The following is a 22,689-nucleotide window of genomic DNA, read 5'->3' on the forward strand; positions in this document are numbered from 1 at the left end:
CCCCGAAAGGACATCCAGAATGAGTATTCGCAGTCGTGTTATATTAATCACTGATGGAGATGAGTATGCAAAAAGGGCAATCGAACTTGTCGCCCATGAAGTAGGTGGGCGATGTATTACGATGTCTCAAGGGAATCCCTCTGTATTAACAGGGGAGGAGCTCGTAAATTTAATTAAAAAGGCTGCTAATGATCCAGTATTAGTCATGTTTGATGACAGTGGACTTGTTGGAGAAGGTGCGGGTGAACGGGCATTGAAATATGTCGCTTCCCATAAAGATATAGAAGTTTTGGGAGTTATTGCCGTTGCCGCAAAAACCCATCAAGCCGAGTGGACGAGAATCGATGTAAGCATCGACCGAGATGGTGAAATAACGCCTTATGGCGTAGATAAACACGGAATTCCAGAGCTTGAAATAGGAAGGTTAAATGGTGATACCGTAACCTGCCTTGATGAATTAGATGTTCCAATCATAGTTGGAATTGGAGATGTGGGGAAAATGGCCCGACGTGATGATTATGAACGAGGGGCACCGATTACGAAAAAGGCGGTAGAGTTAATACTCGAAAGGAGTAGATATCGTGACGAGAGAGAACGAGCAAACATGGCCGATACCTGAATCGCTGCTAGAAATTGAACATTACATGAAACAGCGAGTCGGTTTAGGTGTAAGTTTTGATTTTGGTGTTCGTAAGTTAAAAATCTTAAAAAAAGATGTACACTTTTACTGGGTGACAGGATTATGTGATACAAGGTATATCATAGAAATAGTAGAATCATTAGTCGCGATTAATGACCATGAAAAACTGTCTGCAAATCTTTTTAAAATCGTTGAAAATCGTCTCGTTAATCAATCCGTTCAGCCAATCGAAACACTGGATGAAATGGTTACACAGGTTTTATCTGGATTAATTGTAGTAGTGGTTGAAGGGGCGAATATTGCTCTTGGGGTTGACGTCAGAAGCTATCCCGGTCGTACCCCGCAAGAGCCGGATACTGAAAAGGTTGTTAGAGGCTCTCGCGATGGGTTTGTAGAAAACTTTGTTTTAAATACAGCGCTTACCAGAAGAAGAATTCGCGATGAACGACTTCGATTTGAAATATTAAAAGTTGGGGTTCGCTCAAAAACAGATGTCGCAATTGGCTATCTTGAAGATGTTGCTGACCCAGACTTAGTTAATATTATTCGTAAAGAACTTAAGGCCATTAAAATTGATGGGATTCCGATGGCCGATAAAACAATAGAAGAGTTTATTTTAAAACAAGGATTTAATCCTTATCCATTGGTAAGATACACGGAGCGAGCAGATGTTGCTGCTGCACATATTCTAGAAGGTCATGTGGTCATATATGTTGATACCTCACCAAGTGTAATTATTGCACCAACCACATATTTCCATCATGTACAACACGCTGAGGAATTCCGTGAAGCACCTGTCATGGGTACCTTCGTTCGTTGGTCACGGTTTTTAGGTATTTTAACATCAATATTTTTACTTCCATTATGGTTATTGTTTGTGTTAGAACCGTCCCTGCTGCCAGATAACCTATCGTTCATCGGACCTAATAAAAAAACCAATATACCAATTGTTCTTCAAATTCTTTTAGCAGATTTTGGACTTGAATTTTTAAAGATTGCAGCCATACATACACCCACTCCCTTATCAACCGCCATGGGCTTAGTTGCAGCAGTATTGATTGGTCAAATTGCTATCGAAGTCGGTTTGTTTGTTCCTGAAGTCATTCTTTATGTAGCAGTAGCAGGTATAGGTTCTTTTACTACACCGAGTTATGAGTTAAGTGTTGCAAATAAAATAGGCAGAATGGTCCTAGTGATTCTAGTATCCATATTCCATACACCAGGATTCGTTATTGGATCTACTCTGTTGTTTATTCATCTAGTAGCGACCCGAACCTTTAATACTCCGTATTTTTGGCCGTTTCTTCCTTTCGAACCAAAGGGATTTTTGCAAATTATTTTCCGCCGTGCAATACCAGGGGCAATCCTTAGGCCGAGTATCGTTCATCCGAGAAATCGTTACCGTCAGCCGCCTAACAATAAATGATTGCGGAATACAAAATGGTGTGCTAAAGTATTTTTAATTAAAAAAAGGATAAAAGGCTAATAATTAGGCAGAATCCTTTGCGGATTCTGTCTATTTATTTATTACTTTTTTTATGCTTGACCATACAATAAATAAAGAGTCAGTCTATACGGAAGAGAGGGAAGATCATGTATTTTTACGGAACAACAGGGGTAAACGGCAAGGGTAATTTAGAAATAGGCGGAGTAGATGCAGTAGAGTTGGCCGAGCAATTTGGAACTCCCCTCTATGTTTATGACGTAGCATTGATGAGAGAGAGAGCAAGAGGATTTAAAAAGACCTTCGATGAGCAAAATGTGAAAGCACAGGTTGCTTATGCTAGTAAGGCATTTTCGACAATTGCCATGCTCCAGCTTGCTGAGGAGGAAGGTTTGTCTCTAGATGTAGTCTCTGGTGGCGAGTTATATACAGCCATTAGGGCAGGTTTTCCAGTTGAGAGAATTCATTTTCATGGCAATAATAAAAGCCGGGAAGAATTAGAAATGGCGCTAGAGCATAAAATTGGTTGTATTGTAGTCGATAATTTTTATGAATTAGAACTTTTAAAAACGATTTGTCTTGAAAAAAGTGAGACCATAAGCATTCTACTCCGGGTTACTCCTGGAATTGAAGCACACACACATGATTACATCTTAACAGGGCAGGAAGATTCAAAATTTGGATTTGATTTGCAAAATGGACAGGCGGAAGAAGCGTTAGCCACTGCTCTTCGTATTAATAACTTTAATGTTTTAGGGTTACATTGTCATATTGGTTCGCAAATATTTGAAACAACCGGTTTCTTGCTTGCCGCTGAAAAAATTGTTGGCAAAATGAATCAGTGGAAAGATTCACTTAACTTTGAAGCAAAAGTACTAAATCTCGGAGGCGGTTTCGGGATTCGCTATACAAGTGAAGATGAACCACTATTGCCATCTCAATATGTTAGTCAAATAATTAAAGAAGTGAAGAGATTAATACAGCAATACTCCATGGAAATGCCTGAAATATGGATAGAACCTGGACGGTCACTTGTAGGTGATGCAGGTACAACACTGTACCAAATAGGTTCTTCTAAAGAAGTACCTGGGGTTAGAAATTATCTAGCAGTAGATGGGGGTATGAGTGACAATATTAGACCTGCTCTTTATCAGGCTAAATATGAAGCTGTTCTTGCCAATAAGCCTTTAGCGAAAAGCACGAAAAAGGTGTCGATAGCTGGTAAATGTTGTGAATCTGGTGATATGTTGATTTGGGATTTGCCACTCCCAGAAACAGAAGAAGATGACCTTCTCGCTGTTTTTTGTACTGGAGCATATGGATATTCAATGGCAAACAATTATAACCGTATCCCGCGTCCAGCAGTGGTATTTGTTGAAAACGGCAAGGCAGCGCTTGTTGTAAAAAGAGAAACATATGAAGATTTGATTCGGCTAGACCTTCCATTAAAGTAATGAACTGCCGCGTAATGCGGCGGTTTATTTGTTTTATTGAGAGAATGGATTATTTTTGAGATATAGTGTAGAATGACACATGTACGCTATCTTCAAATCCTATTTGGAGGCTTTGTTATGAAGAAAAGTAATTGGACGGTTTTCGGTATCCTTCTTGGACTAGCACTAATTTGGGGAATCAACTATTGGGTTTTTATTGTACCAAAATAATAATCAATGTTGGGATTGATAGATAAACATTTATTATGTATGATTGACAATAACGAAACACTTTACGTGATTGACTACATATTATAGAGTAAAACAGTTTATTTATGAACAAATTGGTAAAAATATACTATCCCTAACTGGGTTTATTTAATATAATGAGGGAGCTATTATGTTAATTCGTTATAAGAAAACTTTTGAAAAAATAGCCATGGGCTTATTGTCCTTTATGCCTACAGAAAAGGACTTAAAGAAACTGCAACTAACCATTAAGGAGTACGAAACGGAAGAGAACTTACAGCTCTTTCTTTGGAAGGAAGAAGATATTATCGGCCTTATTGGTGTTCAAATGAGCGACGATGATTCTTCACTATTGATTCAACATATCTCTGTCAATCCGTCCCATCGTCACCAAGGGGTTGGGAAAAAAATGGTTAAATCGTTAAAGGACATGTATCCAAACAAGCAAATAACAGCAAATGACACGACTGCACCCTTTGTGGAGAAATGTGATTTTTGCTAAGTGGTAAAAAGGCAACGGATGCTTTATTCGTTGCCTTTTCTATTCTGTAGTGCTTCCATACGTTCTTTAATAACATTTGTTCTGTCACGAGATTTATGTTTATGCACTAAGAATTTATCCTCTAGGTTACTATCCTGTCCCCAAATAAATCCTAATTCTTTACATTTCTTTTTACAGGCTTCTAAAAGAACGGGGTCTGTTACTGGCATATTAAAGCTTTGATAGCTTACCTCTTTATGAATTTGGTCAAGAAGTTTTGAAAGCAAAGGAAATAAAATATCCACATCCAAGCCTAGCAGGGATTGTTTAATTTCTTGAATGGACAAGATATTTATAGCTTTTTCCAATGTTCTTTTGGCACCCTTAAAATTTCCACGCCGGTGATGATATCTCGACACCGCCAATAGAATAAAGCCTACCCAAATAGAATCCTTTTTCAAGTCGTTAGATTTTTTCCAATACTCTTCTAATATTTCGTGACATTCAAAGTAATCACGATCACCATTAAAATGGATTAAAAATTGAATATACTCCTTCGGGTACAAAAAATCACCCCTAATTAATATGGTATGTACAGTTTAGCATATTAGGTTCGTTTCTTCAGTTAATCGACAAAGAAAAAAGCCCGCTATAAAAAGAAGCGGGCTGTGGCGTTAGCAGAACCAAGAAGCACCAACGATAATTAACAGAATGAATAGTACCACGATTAATGCAAAACCTCCACCAAAATGAGAACCATCAGACATATTCAAATACCTCCTATAAAGTTTTGTTATTGTTTTCACTCTCATCATATGTAGTGGCCTTGTCCAGTGTTATGGGCAAACACCATATTTTCAATAATTAGTGAAACGAATAAATTTTCTATTGGATAACGATATGTGAATCCTCTATACTAATACTAGTCATGATTAAATTACTTCAAGGATTCTGGTGAAAGATGATACATTATAATGTAAAAATTGATGCGTTTGAAGGTCCATTGGATTTACTCCTCCATTTAATAAATCGACTTGAAATTGATATATATGATATTCCTGTTGCCCAAATTACCGAGCAGTACTTAATATATATAAAAACAATGACAGAACTTAAATTGGATATTGCCAGCGAGTTTTTAGTGATGGCAGCCAGTCTTTTAGCAATTAAAAGTAAAATGTTATTACCAAAGCATGAAGAGGAATTGGATGAATTTGATGCAGATATGACCTACGAAGAAGACCCTAGAGACGAGCTTGTTGAAAGGTTGATTGAGTATCGAAAATACAAAGAGGCTGCACATGACTTAAAGTCACTGGAGGAAGAACGAGGATTAATGTATACAAAACCCCCTAGTGACCTTTCGGACTTTGCAAAGGAAAAGCAACCGGAAAAAACAGAAATAAATATCACACTCTATGATATGCTGGCCGCATTTCAAAAACTTTTACGAAGAAAAAAGCTGCAACGCCCAATGGCCACAAAGATATCTAGACAAGAAATATCGATTGAAACAAGAATGACTGAAATCATGCGTGAGTTAAACCATCTAAAAGGCAAGAAAAACTTTAATGATTTATTTACAATTCCTGCTAAAGAGCATATCGTTGTAACGTTTTTGGCGGTTCTAGAGCTTATTAAAAGAAAAGAAATAGACGTAGAACAATATGAAAACTTTGGTGATATCTTTGTTCATACTGTAGAGGAAGGAGAGTAAAGAGCTTGGAACTAATTATTTGGCATAGTATCTTAGAGAGTCTTTTATTTGCTTCAGGTGATGAGGGACTTACTTTAAAGCATGTGGCAGAGGTCCTTGAGGTAGAGGAACTAAAGGCTAGTGAGATTATCGAAGAATTGAAACAAGTTTATGAAAAAGACATCAATCGGGGCATTATGATTGTCGAGCTCGCTGGCACCTATCAGCTTGCGACAAAAAAAGAAAATGCTGCCTACTTAAAAAGGCTTGTTGACTCGCCTAATACTTCAACTCTATCGCAGGCAGCTTTGGAAACATTGGCAATTATTGCTTATAAACAGCCAATTACACGTGCTGAAATTGAAGAGATACGCGGTGTGAAAACAGAAAGACCACTTCATACACTAATGTCTAAAGCACTTATTAAAGAAGTGGGAAGGGCTGAAGGGACAGGCAGAGCTTATTTATATGGAACCACAAAGGAGTTTCTTGATTATTTTGGTTTAAAAAATATTGAAGAGCTGCCCAAGCTCCCTGATAGAGTGGAAGAAGAATTTGTCCAAGAAGAAGCAGATTTATTTTTTGAAAAATTTCAAGAGACCATAAATTCTTGAAAACAAAACAATTACCTCAATTTGTGATAAAATAGAAGTAATTTCATAGGAAATTCCGAAAATTCAACTTTTTATTAATGGTAAAAGGGGATTGATTTATTTGTTCATAAAAGAATGTATCGGGTTCGAATTAGAAAAGGAAAAATCAAATACTTCAGAGGACTTCTTTAATAGAAGTGAAGTAACATTTAGTGAAGGTTCTGAAGAAAAGACCCTACATGTTTTATATGTTAGATACTTTGATGAATTTTTCCAAGAATTCACTCCTTATCAGCAAAACCCAATTTTTACTAAAGAAGATATCCAAGTAACTTTCAAGGACATTGTTGCCTTAGTGTGTTTAATAAAGAATCCGGGTTTGCGCAATCGCAAACGGTTATATATTAATTCTAAACATGAATTTGCATCTTATTTTCAAGATATTGATTTTGATAAATTAACTGAAATAGTACTTGCAGTTAAGCAAAACAATAAAGTTGAACTCCAATCTCCGCTCGACTTTATTAAGCAGCCGAGTTAAGAAGGTTTAAAAGAATTCAGGAGGGGTGTAGAGATGGGGAATTCATTAGTAAAAACGCAGTTAAAAGATGTGAGAGGGTTTTTAACCTCAACAATAAGTACATTAGAAGCTTATTTAAATGAAACAACTATTTCACAAATGGAACAACAGTTAACAGGTGATGAGAACTATTATAAATTAATCCTATCAAATTTGAGAAAACTTCTTGTTTATTGTGAGGAAGGCTTAGATGCGTGCTCAGTCATTTTACAGAGTGAACCGTTTCAGAAAGCCACTGCTGAAAAAACCCTTTATCGCATTTTTCACCAGTGTGTTGAAGAATTTTTCTCACCTAAAAATGACGCCTGGTTTGAAGATAGTCGTTCTGCCTATACTGGAAAGAATTCCATTAAATTTTATAAAAACGTACCTGAAAGCGTGCAGAAATTAATTAAAGGATTCGAGGGGGAATTTCAACAAGTACGAGAAGAACTTGAATACTATGAAACAGATTATCGTACAAAGATGATACAAACGAAATAAAAAAAAGAGAAACTGTCCTTTTTTAAAGGGCAGTTTTTTTGTTTTGAACAGGTTCGATTGTTCATAATCACGAATATTTTTCATACCTTTTAGTTAGATTCGATATGAAGGGTGGATGAAAATGAATCGATTTAGTGAGTATGTTCATGAACTTTTTGAATGGAATGAGGAAATGAAACGATTTCTAGATTCAGGTGATGTGAAAGATAACCTAGAGCTATGGGAGCATCTTGAACATTTTACTGAGCTGATAGAAAATACAAGTGAATCACTTTCTGATCATGACATGCTGAGTCTTCAGTCAAAAGCCGAGGAAATTCATGAACAAATGGAACGTTATTTTTCTAGCAAACAAGGTGTTGGGAGTATTTGGGTAGAAAATAAAGCTGTTCCCCCAGGTGGTCATACACTCCCAGATCTGCCTTATGCCTACAATGCACTTGAACCCTATATCTCTGAAGAAATAATGCGGCTGCACCATGATAAGCACCATCGCTCCTATGTTGATGGATTAAACAAAGCGGAGATAAACCTAAAGAAGGCTAGAGATAGCAATGATTTTTCCCTTATAAAACATTGGTCAAGGGAATTAGCTTTTCATGGTTCAGGGCATTACTTGCATACGATATTTTGGAAAAACATGATCCCGAAAGGTGGAGGAACCCCTCAAGGACTCCTTAAGCGAGAAATCGACCATTATTTTGGCAGTTTCGATAAGTTTAAAAAACAATTCTCAGAAGCAGCCAAACAGGTAGAAGGAGTCGGGTGGGCTATCCTCGTATGGTCACCGCGGGCAAGGCACCTTGAAATATTGCAATCAGAAAGTCATATGTTATTAACACAATGGGACACCATTCCCCTGCTAGTTCTTGATGTTTGGGAGCATGCTTATTATCTCCAGTATAAAAACAACCGGGCTAACTATGTAGACAATTGGTGGAATCTAGTAAACTGGAACGATGTAGAAATGAGATTTGACAAAGCCTCTGAAATTACATGGCCAGCATTTTAAACCTTTGACAATCGGCATGATGCTGATTGTCTTTTTCATTTTTAAAGACAAATTGTCATATCAAGCCTTGTCCTGCATAAAATTTTAGAAAGCTAGTCTCACAATTGATGCTAGACATGTTAAAGAAGGGGACGAGGTAAACTTATGAGAATGATTTGGAAGCTAGTCATTTTTGCCCTCATGGTCTCACTATTCATTACAAACATTCCTCAAAAGGTGGATGCTTCCGTTTCCGTAAGTGCACGTGGTGCAGTTCTAATGGAGCAAGAATCAGGGCGTGTCCTATTTGAGAAAGATGCCCACACAAAAAGAAGGATCGCTAGTATTACGAAAATAATGACAGCGATTCTTGCTATCGAATCGGGTAAAATGAATGAACTAGTGAAAGTAAGTGAACAAGCTACCCGAGCTGAAGGCTCGTCTGTGTACTTAAAGCCAGGAGAAAAAATCACGCTTGAGCATTTAGTATATGGCTTGATGCTGAGGTCTGGGAATGACACTGCCGTTGCCATTGCCGAGCATGTCGGAGGAAGTTTAGATGGGTTTGTTTATTTGATGAACCAAAAAGCGAAAGAAATTGGCATGTTAAATACTCATTTTTCTAATCCTCATGGTCTAGATGATCATGAAGACCATTACTCAACTGCCTATGACATGGCACTATTGACTCGGTATGCGATGCAAAGTAAAACATACCAAAAAATTGCTGGAACGAAGAAGTATAAAGCTCCAAATCCCACTGAAAATTGGAATCGTGAGTGGAAAAACAAAAACCGTTTACTTACAAAATATAAGTATACGACTGGCGGTAAAACGGGGTATACGAAACGTGCAAAAAGAACCCTTGTTACAACAGCAGCCAAAGGGGACATGAGTCTAATTGCTGTTACATTGAATGCTTCAGATGACTGGAATGATCACATATCCATGTATGAAAATGGTTTTAACACCTATGATATGGCGGAAGTGTTGTCAAAAGGAAAAATAGATATCAAAACAAATAAGATTTATCAAAAACATCTATATTTAAAAAACACGATTGTTTATCCAGCCACTGATGAAGAAATGGACTTGTTCTCTATTAAATATAAATTGAATAAGCCGGGAGAAGATTGGAACGATTCGAACCATACCGGTGAGGCTGTTGGGAAAGCACAGGTTTTCCTTGATGGAAAAGTGGTAAGAGAAACTCCAATTTATTATCAGGGAGGTCCTGAGAAGAAGAAGGGACTATTTGATTACTTAAGAGATATATTTCTATCCGTTATAGGCGTGAAACTAAATGGTTAACTATATTTGGGTTTTTATGACGATCGTTGGCTTTGTTTTTGCAATGTTTAATGGGACATTGGAAGAAGTGAATAAGGCGATATTTGATGGAGCAAAGGAGGCTGTTACACTTTGTATTGGGTTGATCAGCATTCTTGTGTTTTGGCTAGGGATGATGCGAATTGCAGAGGAATCGGGATTGCTTAATAAATTGTCCATGTTATTTCGTCCCATAGTGAACAGGATATTTCCTGATGTACCATCGAATCATCCCGCAATGGGGTATATATTATCCAATATGATTGCGAATATGTTTGGCTTAGGTAATGCAGCTACACCTCTTGGCATTAAAGCGATGGAGGAATTAAAACAACTAAATGGCGGCAAGAATTCCGCAAGCAGGTCAATGGTTACCTTCTTGGCTATCAATACTGCGAGTATCACGATCATCCCAACAACAGTCATTGCAATCCGAATGAATTACAATTCTGCCTCCCCAACTGAAATTGTTGTACCAACATTAATTGCAACCATAATCTCAATGCTCGGAGCTGTAATGATAGACCGTTATTTTTATAATCGACGACGTCGTAAAGGATGAATAAAATGGAATTTCTTTCGCTTATTTCACTAGGATTTATCCCTGTATTAATCGGTTTTATCCTCCTATATGGAACCATTAAACAAGTTCCGACATATGAAAGCTTTGTTGAAGGAGGAAAGGAAGGAATTAAAATTGCATTCTCTATTATTCCGTTTCTGGTAGGCATGCTTGTAGCTATTACTGTCTTTCGGGCTTCAGGTGCATTGGAAGCACTTATGAATTGGATTAGACCTGCAATGGAGGCAATCGGCGTTCCAGCGGAAATTGTTCCCCTTATCTTAATTAGACCAATCTCTGGAACAGCTGCACTTGGCATGACAAGTGACTTAATCGCGGTTTATGGTCCAGATTCTTTTATTGGTAGACTTGCCTCGGTTTTACAAGGCAGTACAGATACGACATTTTACGTGTTAACCGTTTATTTCGGTGCTGTTGGAATTAAAAAAATGGGAGACGCATTAAAGGTTGGACTTCTTGCAGATGTAGTCGGGATTATCGCAGCTATAATTGTAGTGGTATTCGTATTCGGTTCTAATTAAATGAACAGAAAGAGGAAGTTTTATAAATATAAAGCGGGTTCCTAGCAGTGGTAAACATGAATAGGAACCGGCTTTTTATATTTTTTCTAGGATAAAATAGTCGTTACTTTGAAAAAGGGCAATAATGTGTCATAATTCAGTAGGAAAGAATAACAAATTTGTTTCCTAGTAAACTGTGGTGCTGTCACCCAGTACTCCAAAATAACGGTAAACAGCTGAGGTGGATCATATTGGAAAGATTGCAAAAGGTAATTGCTCGTGCAGGAATAGCGTCAAGAAGGAAATCTGAAGAATTGATTAAAGAAGGTAAGGTAAAAGTTAATGGGAAAATTGTTACAGAACTTGGGATAAAAGTTACCCAGTCTGACAGAGTTGAAGTTAATGGGATCCAGATTGAGAAGGAGGAACCTGTTTACTTTCTATTATATAAACCGCGTGGTGTTATTTCGAGTGTAAGTGATGATAAAGGAAGAAAAGTCGTAACTGATTTCTTTCCATACATTCAAGAAAGAATTTTTCCAGTAGGACGACTTGATTATGATACTTCGGGATTATTGGTGTTAACAAATGACGGGGAGTTTGCTAATTTACTTATGCACCCCAGCAATCAAATTGATAAGGTGTATGTCGCGAAAACGAAGGGAATTCCATCAAAGGAGAATCTGAAAAAATTAGAAAGAGGAATTCATCTTGAAGATGGGAAAACGGCTCCGGCTAAAGTCAAACTGCTTTCAGCTGATAAGCAAAAGCAAACTTCAATCATTGAAATAACGATTCATGAAGGACGGAATCGCCAAGTCAGGAGAATGTTTGAAGCAATTGGGCATGATGTTTTGAAACTAAAAAGAGAACGATATAGCTTTTTAACTTTGAATGGTTTATCAGCTGGGGAAGCTAGACAGTTAACACATCATGAGGTAAAGCTATTAAGAGGATTATCACTAGAGTCTACTAAAAAAAATTCATAAAGATGTCACAATTACGCTTGGATGTTTTTACTATAGATACAGTGATAAATGATATAATTTAGACAAATTGTGTCTATTTTTGTAACTTTCAGGGAGGGGAGAAATATGAAAAAACGGCGATTAATAATGAGGACCACAATTCTAATTATTCTTGCTGCTGCCGTTGTCTACACGCTGTATGCCAACCTGACAAAGGATAATCGAATGAAAGTGGAAGTTGGTAAACAAGCACCTGATTTTGCGTTGGTTGATATGAATGGTGAGAAGCATAAGCTTTCTGATTATAAAGGGCAGGGTGTATTTTTAAATTTCTGGGGAACTTGGTGCAAGCCGTGTGAAGCAGAAATGCCTTATATCAATAATCAATTTAACCATTACAAAGATCAGGGTGTTCAAGTGCTGGCGGTTAATGTGAGTGAGTCAGAACTAGCCGTTAATCAATTTGCAGAACGCAAGAAACTAGATTTTCCAATCGTGATTGATACAGACGGACAGGTTCAAACAGCATATGGAATAAATCCACTGCCAGCAACCTTTTTGATTGATAAGGACGGGAAAGTGGTTAAATATCATACAGGTACGCTGACCGAAAGAACTGTCAGGGAGTTTATGGAGAAAATTAAACCTTAAGGGGTTGTAGGGAGTTTTTAGCAATGAAAGAGGTTAAATGTGAATGCGGACATGTTAATCCACACGGGACCGTATTGTGTGAGGCATGCGGAAAAGTCCTCGATGAACAGTCACAAGATAAATCGCTGCTGGATATGCGTTATGAAGGCAGTGCCCGCCGCTCACAAACATATAATAAGTCCATTGTTGATAAAATATGGAACTTTTTTTCTTCCGTCAAGGTTGGTGTATGGCTCATCGTCATCACGTTAGTTGCTTCTGCAGCTGGAACGATTCTTCCGCAGGAAATGTACATACCTCCAACAATGCCAGCGGAAGAATACTATGAAGATCAATATGGCTGGTTTGGAAAGCTATATTATGAATTAGGATTTAATAATTTGTATAGTTCTTGGTGGTATTTAGTATTTATAGCCATGATAGGTATTTCCCTCGTGATTTGTAGTCTAGACAGGGTTGTGCCATTGTATAAAGCACTAAAAGCGCAAAGAGTAACTAGACACGAAGGATTTTTAAAGCGTCAACGCGTGTTTGGAATAAGCAAGAATGTTGATGAGAATGACATTCTAGTGGTTAAACAACGATTACAGGCTAAACGCTATCATGTAAGGGAAGAAAATGGCGATTTACTTGCTGAAAAAGGTCGTTTTTCTCGTTGGGGCCCATATGTAAACCATGTAGGACTAATTATTTTCTTAATTGGCGGCATGCTGCGATTTGTTCCAGGAATGTATATAGATAAAGTCTTATGGCTTCGTGAAGGTGAAACTAAGGTTGTCCCTGAAACGGATGGACAATATTATGTTGCAAACGAAAAGTTTATTTTGGAAAATTATGATAAAGAAAAAGAAAACAAAGCATTCGAAGCCGCAATTGATCGAGCAGGGATGGTCGTTAAAAATTATCAGACAAACGCAGTCCTTTACAAAAGAGTTGGACCAGCAATTCCAGGTGAACAGCCAGAATTAGAAAAAGTGAAAGAACACCAAATTCGAGTAAATCAGCCTTTGAAATTTGAAAAGTTTGCTTTATATCAAGTAGATTACAAACTCGATGAACTAAATACAATGTCCTTCTCATTAACAAACAAAGAAACAGGTAAAACATTTGGAGATGTAAAAATAAGTCTTTATGACCCAAAGCCAAAATATGACCTTGGGAATGGATACGGGGTTGAAGTGTTGAGCTTTTTCCCAGACTTTGAATTTGCAGAAAATGGGGAGCCGACAACAAAATCTCGAATACCTAATAATCCTGCTTTTGTTTTTAGAATGACATCACCAGAAGTTCCGGATGGGGAAACAAGTTTTGTTGCGATTCAGCAAACCATTGAGCCATTAGGTGATAATCAATATAAAATGGCTTTCAAAGGGATTGAAACCAAAAATGTTACTGCTTTAACCGTTCGTAAAGACTTAACGATTTGGATTATCGTTTTGGGTGGTATTCTCTTTATGATTGGTGTTATGCAGGGAGCTTACTGGAATCATCGCAGAATTTGGCTACAACATAAGAATGGTGAAATTTGGATTTCTGCTCATACGAATAAAAATTGGTACGGGTTAAAAAGAGAAATTGAATCCGCACTTTCAGAAACGAAAATTAATATTCCCGATGATCAAGTTCAAAAGGAAACTATGGATAAGGAGAGTGTCTAGTTGGTAACAATAAGTAGTAATTTACTTTATATTGCATTTATTCTTTATTTAGTTGCGACCCTCTTCTTTGGCGGAGCCATTAAGGCTAAGAGGGATATAGGAGATAAGAAAGGCACAAATCGGTGGGGAAAAATTGCTGTCTTTTTAACAATAATCGGTTTCCTTTCTCAGGTAGGATACTTTATAACAAGATGGATTGCAGCAGGACATGCACCTGTTAGTAATCTATTTGAATTTACAACGTTCTTTGGAATGTGTCTTGTTGGTGCATTCATCGTTATTTATTTTATTTATCGGACACCTCTTCTTGGATTGTTTACTATGCCTGTTGCCATACTCGTTATAGCTTACGCAAGCATGTTTCCAAGAGATATATCTCCATTAATACCTGCATTGCAAAGTGACTGGCTTCATATCCATGTTACGACTGCAGCTTTAGGAGAAGCAATTTTAGCCATTAGTTTTGCGGCAGGATTAATTTATCTTGTAAAGGTTATTGACCAATCTAAAGCAAGTAAGAGAACCTTTTGGCTTGAAGCCGTAATGTTTGGATTAGTGACAACATTAGGGTTTGTTCTTGTATCCACTCTTTTCTCTTCTATCGATTATAAAGCCGAATTTAATTGGATTGATAAGAACGACCGAGAGGCTGTAATAGAATATACCATGCCAGCCATTACGGGACCGCATGAAGGGGAGTTAACAACAGACGGGAAGTTTCAACCGCTTGTTGAAATGCCAGCTCTAATTAACGCTAAAAAAATGAATTCTGTTATTTGGTCATTGATAGGCGGAATAATCCTATATGGTTTAATAAGACTCATTTTAAGAAAACGTATTTCAGCAGCGCTCCAGCCTTTGGTTAAAAACATTAACTTGGATTTTGTTGATGAAATAAGCTATCGTTCTGTGTTAATTGGATTCCCTGTCTTTACTTTAGGTGCATTAATTTTTGCGATGATTTGGGCACAAATTGCCTGGACGAGGTTCTGGGGCTGGGATCCTAAAGAGGTTTGGGCATTAATTACTTGGTTATTTTACGCAGCATTTTTACACCTTCGCCTATCCAAGGGATGGCACGGTGAAAAATCCGCATGGCTTGCCGTAATTGGTTTTGTCATAATCATGTTTAACTTGGTGGCTGTAAACTTAGTGATTGCTGGACTTCATTCCTATGCTGGTTAATGATAAAATTTATAGCCTTTACTTTTTTCTAAGTGAAGGCTTTTTTGCAAATATTTAGTTTAAAAAAACTCAATTGTCGAAAATTCGACACTTTTTACGAGGACAATTACTTTTAGTTATAGATTAAAATAGTCACATTTTGTAAAATAACTGCATGGGGGGATTAATAATGGATAAAGATGTGAAGATTTTAGTAGTAGATGACGAGGAAAGAATTCGCCGGTTATTAAAAATGTATTTAGAGCGTGAAGAATATTCAATTGACGAAGCGGAAGATGGAAATGAAGCGTTAACAAAAGCAATTGCAAATGATTATGATGTAATCCTTTTAGACTTGATGATGCCTGGTAAGGATGGGTTAGAGGTTTGCCGTGAATTAAGGGAAAAGAAAGCTACACCTGTAATCATGTTAACAGCTAAGGGTGAAGAGGTTAATCGTGTACAGGGGTTTGAAGTTGGTACTGACGACTATATTGTTAAACCATTCAGCCCAAGAGAAGTTGTGTTACGTGTTAAGGCTCTATTAAGAAGGTCTTCACAAACTAGTTATCTCCAAACAGACACAACAACCAAAGATGTAATTGTTTTCCCACATTTAACGATTGACAATGACGCGCATAGGGTTTTAGCGGATGGTAAAGAAGTAAGTTTAACTCCAAAAGAATACGAATTACTTTATTTCCTTGCTAAATCACCTGACAAGGTTTTTGATCGAGAGCAATTACTGAAAGAAGTTTGGCATTACGAATTTTTTGGTGATTTGCGTACGGTTGATACACATGTTAAACGTTTGCGTGAAAAGTTAAATAAAGTCTCTGAGCAGGCTGCACGAATGATTGTAACGGTTTGGGGAGTGGGCTACAAATTTGAGGTAGTTAATGAATGACCTTTTTACGAAGTGTAGTTGGTAAGCTTTGGTTTACCATAATATTTTTGGTTGCCTTTATACTTTTCATCTTAACTGTCATGCTTCTAGAGTTTTTTGAGAATAACACTATTATTGAAACCAAAAATGATCTTACTCATCAGGCTGAGAAAATAGCAAAAGTTTTGGAAAATCATCCTGGTGAGCAATTTTCTTTAGGATTAGAAATCTCTTGGGAAATTATTGATGAAGTCACAAATGTTGTCATCATTAAAAATGACCAGGAAGTTTATTTCTCTCCCAACTCGGAAAAATCAGTAAAATTATCGGTTCCAGACATCCGCAATGATGTCGAGTTATCCAAAGTTTTTGAGGAGAACATTTCGGTCGAAAAGGTTTCAAAGCTTTCATCCAACCAATCAGAAAAAGACATTGCCAAATACTCAATTATTGGTGTACCACTGCACATGGATGATAGACAAAATGGTGCGGTATTTATCTATCAATCCTTGGAAATAGTCCAAGAAACTACACATTCAACCACTAATTTTATATTACTAGTTGCGGGTGTCGCTATTATCCTAACCACTATTTTTGCCTTTTTCTTATCAACCAGGATTACTGCGCCATTAAGGAAAATGAGAGAAGCTGCCTTTGAAGTAGCAAGAGGGAAATTTGATACGAAAGTACCGATTCTGACCCATGACGAAATTGGGGAACTTGCTACAGCGTTCAACCAAATGGGGCGGCAGTTAAAATTCAATATGAATGCACTTAGTCAGGAAAAAGAGCAGCTTGCTAGTATCCTAAGTAGTATGGCAGATGGAGTAATTACTTTTAACCGAGATGGAACAATCTTGATAACAAATCCGCCTGCGGACCGATTTTTGCAATATTGGTACTATGAAAAAGGTGGAACGGGCGCCACTAGGGAAGAAATTCCAACAGAAGCAATGGGTCTTTTTCAAAAAGCGGTTGATACAGAGAAAGAGCAAATAGGGGAAATTACTCTTCAAGGACGCCATTGGGTCGTTCTGGTCAGCCCACTATATAGCAATCGATTCATCCGTGGAGCTGTAGCTGTTCTAAGAGATATGACAGAAGAACGTGTATTAGAAAAGATGAGAAAAGACTTTATTGCAAATGTTTCTCATGAGCTTAGAACACCAATATCAATGTTACAGGGCTATAGTGAAGCTATTGTTGATGATATTGCGGAATCTCAGGAAGAGAAAAAGGAAATGGCTAAAGTTATTTATGACGAATCATTGAGGATGGGTCGACTTGTTAATGAGCTGCTTGATCTCGCAAGAATGGAAGCAGGGCATATTCAATTAACGCTGGATGAGGTTAGCCTCCATTCGTTTATGAATAGAATTGTTCATAAATTTCAAGGGCTGGCAAGAGATAATGAAATACTACTAAGTGCTAACTTGGAGCACAATATACCTAATATTTTATTTGATCCAGATCGTATCGAACAAGTATTGACCAATTTAATTGATAATGCCATCAGACATACTCCACAAGGCGGGTCAGTTACATTACTTGTAAAAAGCGATGACTTCGGAATTAAAGTGGAAGTATCGGATTCAGGGTCAGGTATACCGGAAGAGGATTTACCATTCGTTTTCGAACGCTTCTATAAAGCAGATAAAGCACGTACTAGAGGAAGAGCAGGTACTGGATTGGGACTAGCGATAGCAAAAAATATTATTGATGCTCACAGGGGGCATATTTCTGTTCAGAGTAAAATTGGACAAGGAACGACATTTACCTTCTTGCTGCCACGAAAATAAGAAAAAAATGCCGATTTCTCTTGATTCACGGGAAACAATTAAAAGCGGAAGCGCCTTGTACAGGAGCGACAAGCATAAGACGAGCGCTGACAGAAGGCGCGTTTTTTGCCTTCCGAAGCGATTGTCTTATGACTCGAGCTCCTAGGCGCTGGAGCTAGATAACATTTTTCTAAACTCTAAACTCATCTAATTAGATGGGTTTTTTGTCGTTTACGTAGAAACCATCCGAAGCACCCTTCACTTTTTTCTATAAAAAGTCTATAGTTAATATGTGAAACCTTTTATACATAAGTAACGACTAATTCTATGAACGGGGAGGGGAATTGATGATGGACTCCGTTTTCGATGAGCTATATCAAAAATATCATCATGACGTTTTTCAATTTCTATTTTATATGGTAAGAAACAAAGAACAGGCAGAAGACCTGGTCCAAGAAGTTTATATTAGGGTTTTTAAATCCTACCAACGGTTTGAAGGGAAGAGCAGTGAAAAAACTTGGCTATATTCTATTGCACGCAATGTTGCGATTGATTCATTTCGAAAACAAAAGGGATGGAAAGGCAGGCTGCTAGATAAATTTGATTGGTCCTCGAGCCAAGTAAAGGATGAGTCTCCGATTCCAGAAGAAATTACGATTCAAAACGAAGAGATTAAGTGGATTTATCAATGTTTGGATTATTGCACAGTGGATCAACGCTCTGTTGTCATCTTGCGTTTTTTAAACGATTTATCCATAACTGAAACTGCCGAAGCGCTGGGATGGACTGAAAGTAAAGTGAAAACAACACAGCACCGTGCATTGAAAGTATTAAAAAAGCAAATGGAAATATTAAATGAGAAGGAGGGATTAGAAAGTGAAAAAGTCAGAGTGGAGCGATAAGCAGCTCGAAGAATTACTACGACAGATGCCTAAAATACAAGATCATCGCAATCCTCGTGACATATATCAAAATCTTTCTATCAAAAAGAGAAAAAGACCTGCATGGTTAGTACCTGGCTTCGCTACAGCCGCAGCGTTACTCCTTATTTTCTTATTAGTTCCTAAAATGTTGGATGGTACTGAATCTTCTTTTAATAGTGCAAAACAGGAAGAATCGTCCAGCGAGGAGAAGATAAGCCTCTCTGACGATAACTCATCTATTATGATGAAAAAAGAAGATGTTGCTGAAACAGAGAATGGAATTTCAGGTGCAGAACCCAAAATGCTGATGACCGGAAGTGATAAAACGGCATTATATGATTATGAAGTAGGAAATGGGACAGTAATGACTTATTGGATTCCTGATTCTCAAGCACAAATATTAGTACCTATATCAACAGTGGTTAATATAGATAGTAATAAGGATTGGCTGACAACTTTTACCGAATCAATGGGCCTTTTAAAAGAAGAGGAATGGGGACTAACAGACTATTACCCTCTTAACGCAACGTTTAAATGGGATAGTATTAATAATACCGTCACTGTAGATGTTCCTAAAGATCATAAATATGGGCAAGGGTCTGCGGCTGAAACTAATTTTATAAATTCATTGAAGAATAACATTGTTTCGAATAGCCAAGTAAGTAAAATTAAGTTAACTACAAACGGTCAGCCAGGAATGGAACTAGGTAATTATGGTGTAATCGAAGAAATAGAGGTTGAACGAAAGGGAAAACAAGCATATTTCTTTTATACACCAGACGGAATGGATACTACCTACTTGGTACCTTCGACAGACAAATATCAAGATATTAACGCAGCTTTTGAAGCTATGAAGATAGGGCAACAAGAACTAGGATTAGCAGCTTCATTAGTACCTTCCTTTACTATTAAGGAATTCACTATAAAAGATAATAAGTTAGTAATTACCATGGATGATAACGCCGCACTCGAGAATAACCGGGAAACGATTAATTCCTACGAAGCTATTTTATTAACTGCAAAGGGATTTGGAATAGAGACTGTTACGATTTTGAATCCGCCGATCCAGATTTTAGGACCTTTTGATTTATCGAAGGAAATGAAAGTGCCAATAGGAGCAAATCTTCACCAAATTCAATAAAGTGATGTGAAAAAAGATTAACTATTATAAGGTTAATCTTTTTTAATGCATAAAAAATCATTACTCTCCAAATTATAACAAGTATGCTTAACCACTCTTACCATACGTTATGTTCTAAACATCAAAAGATAAACATATGGTGTCTGGAAGAGAGGACAAGATTAAGGAGGAAAACAGTAAAATGCGAGACTACATAAGGCGGCTTCTAATCGCCGCAATTATGGCGCTTTGTGTCAGTTTATTATTTTTAGGAGGTAAACAAACTGAAGCGAGTATGCAAGATTCAAAAGAAATACAAGCTGGATGGATATGGCCCACAGATGGTGTCATATCTGATACATATGGGACAAGGCATGGAACACATAAAGGAATCGATATTGCTGGAAGTCTAAATTCTCCTATTGTTGCTGTGGAGGATGGAGTAGTAGGTAAATCTTATTATTCAAAGACGTATGGAAATGTCATTTTTATTAAACACCCAAATAATTTTGTCACGGTGTATGCCCACTTAAATAATCGACTTGTAAATGAAGGACAGGAGATTAAAAAGGGTGATAGAATCGGGACAATGGGAAGAACAGGCGAATCTACAGGGGTCCATCTTCACTTTGAGAGTCATCAAATAGAATGGACATTTGATAAGAAAAATGCAATTGACCCTGAAAAGCTGCTTGGACATGCTGAGGTAGGTGTCGCAGTCCAAGGTGGAATGGCTGGCAGAACAGATAGTTTAGAAGTCAGTACGACTTTAAAAGGTGACATAGCCCGTTACATTGTCCAAGCAGGAGACACTTTAACTTCGATTGCTAAAAAAAGCAACCTTACAGTTGCCAAACTAAAAGAAGTCAACCAGCTAAAATCAGATCTCATCAGGCCTGAACAAATATTAGTAATCGATAAATAATTGATTATTACGCTAACCTTCTAAAGGTTAGTGTTTTTTTCTTTTCATAACGAATTATTAATAGTATAATAAAAAAGAATTTAATATCGATCTATCTTCGGGGCAGGGTGAAATTCCCGATCGGCGGTATTGAGAGCAAAGCTCTCTGAGCCCGCGAGCCTTTATGGCAGGATTTGGTGTGATTCCAAAGCCGACAGTATAGTCTGGATGGGAGAAGATGGAGGTTCTGCGACGTTCAAAAAATGCTGACTTATTGAACGTTTATTAAGAGTGCCTTTGTAAACTCCCTCAAGAAATTTATCTTGAGGTTTTTTATTTTACAGGACACCTTAACGCGGCACGAACCTCTCTTCCTAACGCGATGGATCTAAAAGGAGAGAGGAAAAATGAAGAAAAAAATGAGTGTCAAAGCAATTGTATCAATCGGAATGCTGAGCAGTATCGCATATCTCTTAATGCTGATTAATTTCCCGCTGCCGTTATTTCCAAATTTCTTGTTTATTGATTTCAGCGATATTCCAGCATTAATCGCAGCGTTAATTTTTGGCCCAGTTGCAGGTATATTAGTGGAGTTTTTCAAAAATGCACTCAATTATTTTGCTACTGGAAGCGCAACGGGGGTTCCTGTTGGTCATATTGCAAATTTTCTAGCTGGTATTCTGTTTGTATTGCCTACTTACTTTGTATACAACAAAATGAAAACTAGAAAAGGAATGACACTTGCACTAATAGCGGGGACTTTTATTATGGCGGTAATGATGAGCATTTTAAATTACCTATTTATCTTACCGGCATACACATCGCTGCTAAAGTTTCCTGACATGCGTAATTTAGTGGTACCGGCTATCTTACCTTTCAATATCATTAAGGGCATAATTATGTCTTCATTATTCATGCTACTTTTCATCAGAATGCAGACATGGATAAATAAATTAACTATAGTAAAAAATGCATAAAATCAACTAGAAATCAGGTTTCTGCCTGGTTTCTTTTTATTTTAAGGCTCTTTTCTTAAACTTTGTTGCTTTTTATAACAAAAATTAATGATTCTGCTGTGTTTTCGCAGAAAACAGCATAAATTTACTAAGAAAAGAGCTTGCAAACTAAATTCACAGCCGCAAAATAACTAGTTCCACGTTAAAATCGGCTTTAAGATTTTAACAACAATCGTTACGAAAACAGCCTATTTTAAAGCATAAAACCCCCACCATTATGGCGAGGGTAGTAACTTAACAATATTGTAATGACAAAATATTATTCGAATTTTGTTGGGTTGCCATCAAATGATTCGTCAGCAACTTTGATTGAGTCAGTTGGACAACCTTCGAAAGCATCCATCATGTCATCGATTAAAACATCAGGGATTTCAACAATACCCTCGTTATCGTCAAGCGTTACAAATGCAATGCCCTCATCATCATAATCATAAATATCTGGTGCCGCTGCCCCACATGCTCCGCATGCAATGCAAGTTTCTTTGTCAACAATCGTATACTTTGCCATGAAAAAAAAACCTCCCAATAAAATAACTTACTAACTTTCCCATATTAATATGGAAACGCATTACTCATTCCTATTGTAAAACTGAATGATTAACTTTTCAATAGGAAAATG

Annotated in this window: 25 protein-coding genes and 1 riboswitch; of the genes, 22 read left to right on the forward strand and 3 right to left on the reverse strand. The window is 37.3% G+C overall.

Annotation, left to right across the window (positions count from 1 at the left end; translation table 11 throughout):
• The first annotated feature begins 19 nt into the window (after positions 1 to 19).
• The 4 genes from spoVAEA to J2Y03_RS01045 all read left to right on the forward strand — a co-directional run bounded on the left by spoVAEA (position 20) and on the right by J2Y03_RS01045 (position 4,268).
• Positions 20 to 619, forward strand: coding sequence for a stage V sporulation protein SpoVABEA (gene spoVAEA, locus J2Y03_RS01030; protein WP_310189950.1), 600 nt, complete (start codon positions 20 to 22; stop codon positions 617 to 619).
• Positions 582 to 2,066 carry a spore germination protein gene (locus J2Y03_RS01035; RefSeq protein ID WP_310189951.1) on the forward strand — a complete coding sequence of 495 codons (1,485 nt, stop codon included), beginning with the start codon at positions 582 to 584 and terminating at the stop codon, positions 2,064 to 2,066. The genes spoVAEA and J2Y03_RS01035 overlap by 38 nt, the downstream gene beginning before the upstream one ends.
• Positions 2,067 to 2,233: 167 nt before the next feature.
• Positions 2,234 to 3,538, forward strand: a complete 1,305-nt coding sequence (lysA, locus tag J2Y03_RS01040; RefSeq protein ID WP_132089742.1) for a diaminopimelate decarboxylase — start codon at positions 2,234 to 2,236, stop codon at positions 3,536 to 3,538.
• A gap of 379 nt (positions 3,539 to 3,917) precedes the next feature.
• Positions 3,918 to 4,268 carry a GNAT family N-acetyltransferase gene (locus J2Y03_RS01045; RefSeq protein WP_132089739.1) on the forward strand — a complete coding sequence of 117 codons (351 nt, stop codon included), beginning with the start codon at positions 3,918 to 3,920 and terminating at the stop codon, positions 4,266 to 4,268.
• 23 nt (positions 4,269 to 4,291) lie between these two features.
• Here the strand turns inward: J2Y03_RS01045 and J2Y03_RS01050 are convergent, their stop codons facing one another.
• Positions 4,292 to 4,813 carry a DUF309 domain-containing protein gene (locus J2Y03_RS01050; RefSeq protein WP_310189953.1) on the reverse strand — a complete coding sequence of 174 codons (522 nt, stop codon included), beginning with the start codon at positions 4,811 to 4,813 and terminating at the stop codon, positions 4,292 to 4,294.
• 108 nt (positions 4,814 to 4,921) lie between these two features.
• On the reverse strand, positions 4,922 to 5,014 hold the full coding sequence (locus J2Y03_RS01055; protein WP_132089733.1) for a YjcZ family sporulation protein: 93 nt from the start codon (positions 5,012 to 5,014) through the stop codon (positions 4,922 to 4,924).
• Positions 5,015 to 5,211: 197 nt separating this feature from the next.
• Between J2Y03_RS01055 and J2Y03_RS01060 the strand changes: the two genes are divergently transcribed.
• The 18 genes from J2Y03_RS01060 to J2Y03_RS01145 all read left to right on the forward strand — a co-directional run bounded on the left by J2Y03_RS01060 (position 5,212) and on the right by J2Y03_RS01145 (position 22,031).
• Positions 5,212 to 5,964: a segregation/condensation protein A gene (locus J2Y03_RS01060; RefSeq protein ID WP_310191281.1), complete on the forward strand. Its 753-nt coding sequence runs from the start codon at positions 5,212 to 5,214 to the stop codon at positions 5,962 to 5,964.
• A gap of 5 nt (positions 5,965 to 5,969) precedes the next feature.
• Positions 5,970 to 6,557 (forward strand): SMC-Scp complex subunit ScpB, encoded by a 588-nt coding sequence (gene scpB, locus J2Y03_RS01065; RefSeq protein ID WP_132089728.1) that lies wholly within the window; start codon positions 5,970 to 5,972, stop codon positions 6,555 to 6,557.
• 100 nt (positions 6,558 to 6,657) lie between these two features.
• On the forward strand, positions 6,658 to 7,077 hold the full coding sequence (locus tag J2Y03_RS01070; RefSeq protein ID WP_310189956.1) for a hypothetical protein: 420 nt from the start codon (positions 6,658 to 6,660) through the stop codon (positions 7,075 to 7,077).
• A 33-nt stretch (positions 7,078 to 7,110) separates the two neighbouring features.
• Positions 7,111 to 7,599, forward strand: a complete 489-nt coding sequence (locus tag J2Y03_RS01075) for a YpuI family protein (protein WP_132089722.1) — start codon at positions 7,111 to 7,113, stop codon at positions 7,597 to 7,599.
• A 121-nt stretch (positions 7,600 to 7,720) separates the two neighbouring features.
• Complete coding sequence (locus J2Y03_RS01080) at positions 7,721 to 8,611, forward strand: superoxide dismutase (protein WP_310189959.1); 891 nt, start codon at positions 7,721 to 7,723, stop codon at positions 8,609 to 8,611.
• 144 nt (positions 8,612 to 8,755) lie between these two features.
• Positions 8,756 to 9,901 carry a D-alanyl-D-alanine carboxypeptidase family protein gene (locus J2Y03_RS01085; RefSeq protein WP_396954153.1) on the forward strand — a complete coding sequence of 382 codons (1,146 nt, stop codon included), beginning with the start codon at positions 8,756 to 8,758 and terminating at the stop codon, positions 9,899 to 9,901.
• Positions 9,894 to 10,481: a nucleoside recognition domain-containing protein gene (locus J2Y03_RS01090; protein ID WP_132089716.1), complete on the forward strand. Its 588-nt coding sequence runs from the start codon at positions 9,894 to 9,896 to the stop codon at positions 10,479 to 10,481. Before J2Y03_RS01085 ends, J2Y03_RS01090 begins: the two co-directional genes overlap by 8 nt.
• A 5-nt stretch (positions 10,482 to 10,486) precedes the next feature.
• Entirely contained in the window at positions 10,487 to 11,023 is a 537-nt protein-coding gene (locus tag J2Y03_RS01095; protein WP_132089713.1) for a spore maturation protein, read from the forward strand.
• Positions 11,024 to 11,253: 230 nt separating this feature from the next.
• Positions 11,254 to 11,991: a 23S rRNA pseudouridine(2605) synthase RluB gene (gene rluB / locus J2Y03_RS01100; protein ID WP_310189963.1), complete on the forward strand. Its 738-nt coding sequence runs from the start codon at positions 11,254 to 11,256 to the stop codon at positions 11,989 to 11,991.
• A 105-nt stretch (positions 11,992 to 12,096) separates the two neighbouring features.
• A complete protein-coding gene (gene resA, locus J2Y03_RS01105; RefSeq protein ID WP_310189964.1) occupies positions 12,097 to 12,621 on the forward strand; it encodes a thiol-disulfide oxidoreductase ResA in 525 nt (174 codons plus the stop codon).
• Positions 12,622 to 12,644: 23 nt separating this feature from the next.
• Complete coding sequence (resB, locus tag J2Y03_RS01110) at positions 12,645 to 14,279, forward strand: cytochrome c biogenesis protein ResB (protein ID WP_310189965.1); 1,635 nt, start codon at positions 12,645 to 12,647, stop codon at positions 14,277 to 14,279.
• Positions 14,280 to 15,464 carry a c-type cytochrome biogenesis protein CcsB gene (gene ccsB / locus J2Y03_RS01115; RefSeq protein WP_310189967.1) on the forward strand — a complete coding sequence of 395 codons (1,185 nt, stop codon included), beginning with the start codon at positions 14,280 to 14,282 and terminating at the stop codon, positions 15,462 to 15,464.
• A 169-nt stretch (positions 15,465 to 15,633) separates the two neighbouring features.
• Positions 15,634 to 16,350, forward strand: coding sequence for a response regulator transcription factor (locus tag J2Y03_RS01120; protein ID WP_132089697.1), 717 nt, complete (start codon positions 15,634 to 15,636; stop codon positions 16,348 to 16,350).
• Positions 16,347 to 18,128 (forward strand): ATP-binding protein, encoded by a 1,782-nt coding sequence (locus J2Y03_RS01125; protein ID WP_310189969.1) that lies wholly within the window; start codon positions 16,347 to 16,349, stop codon positions 18,126 to 18,128. Before J2Y03_RS01120 ends, J2Y03_RS01125 begins: the two co-directional genes overlap by 4 nt.
• A 329-nt stretch (positions 18,129 to 18,457) precedes the next feature.
• Complete coding sequence (gene sigX, locus J2Y03_RS01130; protein ID WP_132090025.1) at positions 18,458 to 19,009, forward strand: RNA polymerase sigma factor SigX; 552 nt, start codon at positions 18,458 to 18,460, stop codon at positions 19,007 to 19,009.
• Positions 18,984 to 20,171 (forward strand): GerMN domain-containing protein, encoded by a 1,188-nt coding sequence (locus J2Y03_RS01135; protein WP_310189970.1) that lies wholly within the window; start codon positions 18,984 to 18,986, stop codon positions 20,169 to 20,171. The genes sigX and J2Y03_RS01135 overlap by 26 nt, the downstream gene beginning before the upstream one ends.
• 181 nt (positions 20,172 to 20,352) lie before the next feature.
• Positions 20,353 to 21,075 (forward strand): peptidoglycan DD-metalloendopeptidase family protein, encoded by a 723-nt coding sequence (locus J2Y03_RS01140; protein WP_132089687.1) that lies wholly within the window; start codon positions 20,353 to 20,355, stop codon positions 21,073 to 21,075.
• Between the two features lie 89 nt (positions 21,076 to 21,164).
• Positions 21,165 to 21,298: riboswitch (FMN riboswitch) on the forward strand.
• Between the two features lie 163 nt (positions 21,299 to 21,461).
• Entirely contained in the window at positions 21,462 to 22,031 is a 570-nt protein-coding gene (locus tag J2Y03_RS01145; RefSeq protein ID WP_132089684.1) for an ECF transporter S component, read from the forward strand.
• A gap of 298 nt (positions 22,032 to 22,329) precedes the next feature.
• Here J2Y03_RS01145 and J2Y03_RS01150 read toward each other — a convergent pair whose 3' ends face one another.
• Complete coding sequence (locus J2Y03_RS01150) at positions 22,330 to 22,578, reverse strand: ferredoxin (protein WP_066060880.1); 249 nt, start codon at positions 22,576 to 22,578, stop codon at positions 22,330 to 22,332.
• Between the last annotated feature and the right edge of the window lie 111 nt (positions 22,579 to 22,689).

This window comes from Neobacillus niacini (assembly GCF_031457145.1).
Classification (GTDB): Bacteria; Bacillota; Bacilli; order Bacillales; family Cytobacillaceae; genus Neobacillus; species Neobacillus niacini_J.

Excerpts from the sequence above, each read along its gene's own strand:
- J2Y03_RS01140 (WP_132089687.1), top strand. The coding sequence starts at position 20,353 with ATGCGAGACTACATAAGGCGGCTTCTAATCGCCGCAATTATGGCGCTT.
- J2Y03_RS01145 (WP_132089684.1), top strand. The coding sequence starts at position 21,462 with ATGAAGAAAAAAATGAGTGTCAAAGCAATTGTATCAATCGGAATGCTG.
- lysA (WP_132089742.1), top strand. The coding sequence starts at position 2,234 with ATGTATTTTTACGGAACAACAGGGGTAAACGGCAAGGGTAATTTAGAA.
- J2Y03_RS01045 (WP_132089739.1), top strand. The coding sequence starts at position 3,918 with ATGTTAATTCGTTATAAGAAAACTTTTGAAAAAATAGCCATGGGCTTA.
- J2Y03_RS01055 (WP_132089733.1), bottom strand. The coding sequence starts at position 5,014 with ATGTCTGATGGTTCTCATTTTGGTGGAGGTTTTGCATTAATCGTGGTA.
- sigX (WP_132090025.1), top strand. The coding sequence starts at position 18,458 with ATGGACTCCGTTTTCGATGAGCTATATCAAAAATATCATCATGACGTT.
- J2Y03_RS01120 (WP_132089697.1), top strand. The coding sequence starts at position 15,634 with ATGGATAAAGATGTGAAGATTTTAGTAGTAGATGACGAGGAAAGAATT.
- J2Y03_RS01080 (WP_310189959.1), top strand. The coding sequence starts at position 7,721 with ATGAATCGATTTAGTGAGTATGTTCATGAACTTTTTGAATGGAATGAG.
- J2Y03_RS01075 (WP_132089722.1), top strand. The coding sequence starts at position 7,111 with ATGGGGAATTCATTAGTAAAAACGCAGTTAAAAGATGTGAGAGGGTTT.
- J2Y03_RS01085 (WP_396954153.1), top strand. The coding sequence starts at position 8,756 with ATGAGAATGATTTGGAAGCTAGTCATTTTTGCCCTCATGGTCTCACTA.
- spoVAEA (WP_310189950.1), top strand. The coding sequence starts at position 20 with ATGAGTATTCGCAGTCGTGTTATATTAATCACTGATGGAGATGAGTAT.
- J2Y03_RS01090 (WP_132089716.1), top strand. The coding sequence starts at position 9,894 with ATGGTTAACTATATTTGGGTTTTTATGACGATCGTTGGCTTTGTTTTT.
- resB (WP_310189965.1), top strand. The coding sequence starts at position 12,645 with ATGAAAGAGGTTAAATGTGAATGCGGACATGTTAATCCACACGGGACC.
- resA (WP_310189964.1), top strand. The coding sequence starts at position 12,097 with ATGAAAAAACGGCGATTAATAATGAGGACCACAATTCTAATTATTCTT.
- J2Y03_RS01125 (WP_310189969.1), top strand. The coding sequence starts at position 16,347 with ATGACCTTTTTACGAAGTGTAGTTGGTAAGCTTTGGTTTACCATAATA.
- J2Y03_RS01150 (WP_066060880.1), bottom strand. The coding sequence starts at position 22,578 with ATGGCAAAGTATACGATTGTTGACAAAGAAACTTGCATTGCATGCGGA.
- J2Y03_RS01095 (WP_132089713.1), top strand. The coding sequence starts at position 10,487 with ATGGAATTTCTTTCGCTTATTTCACTAGGATTTATCCCTGTATTAATC.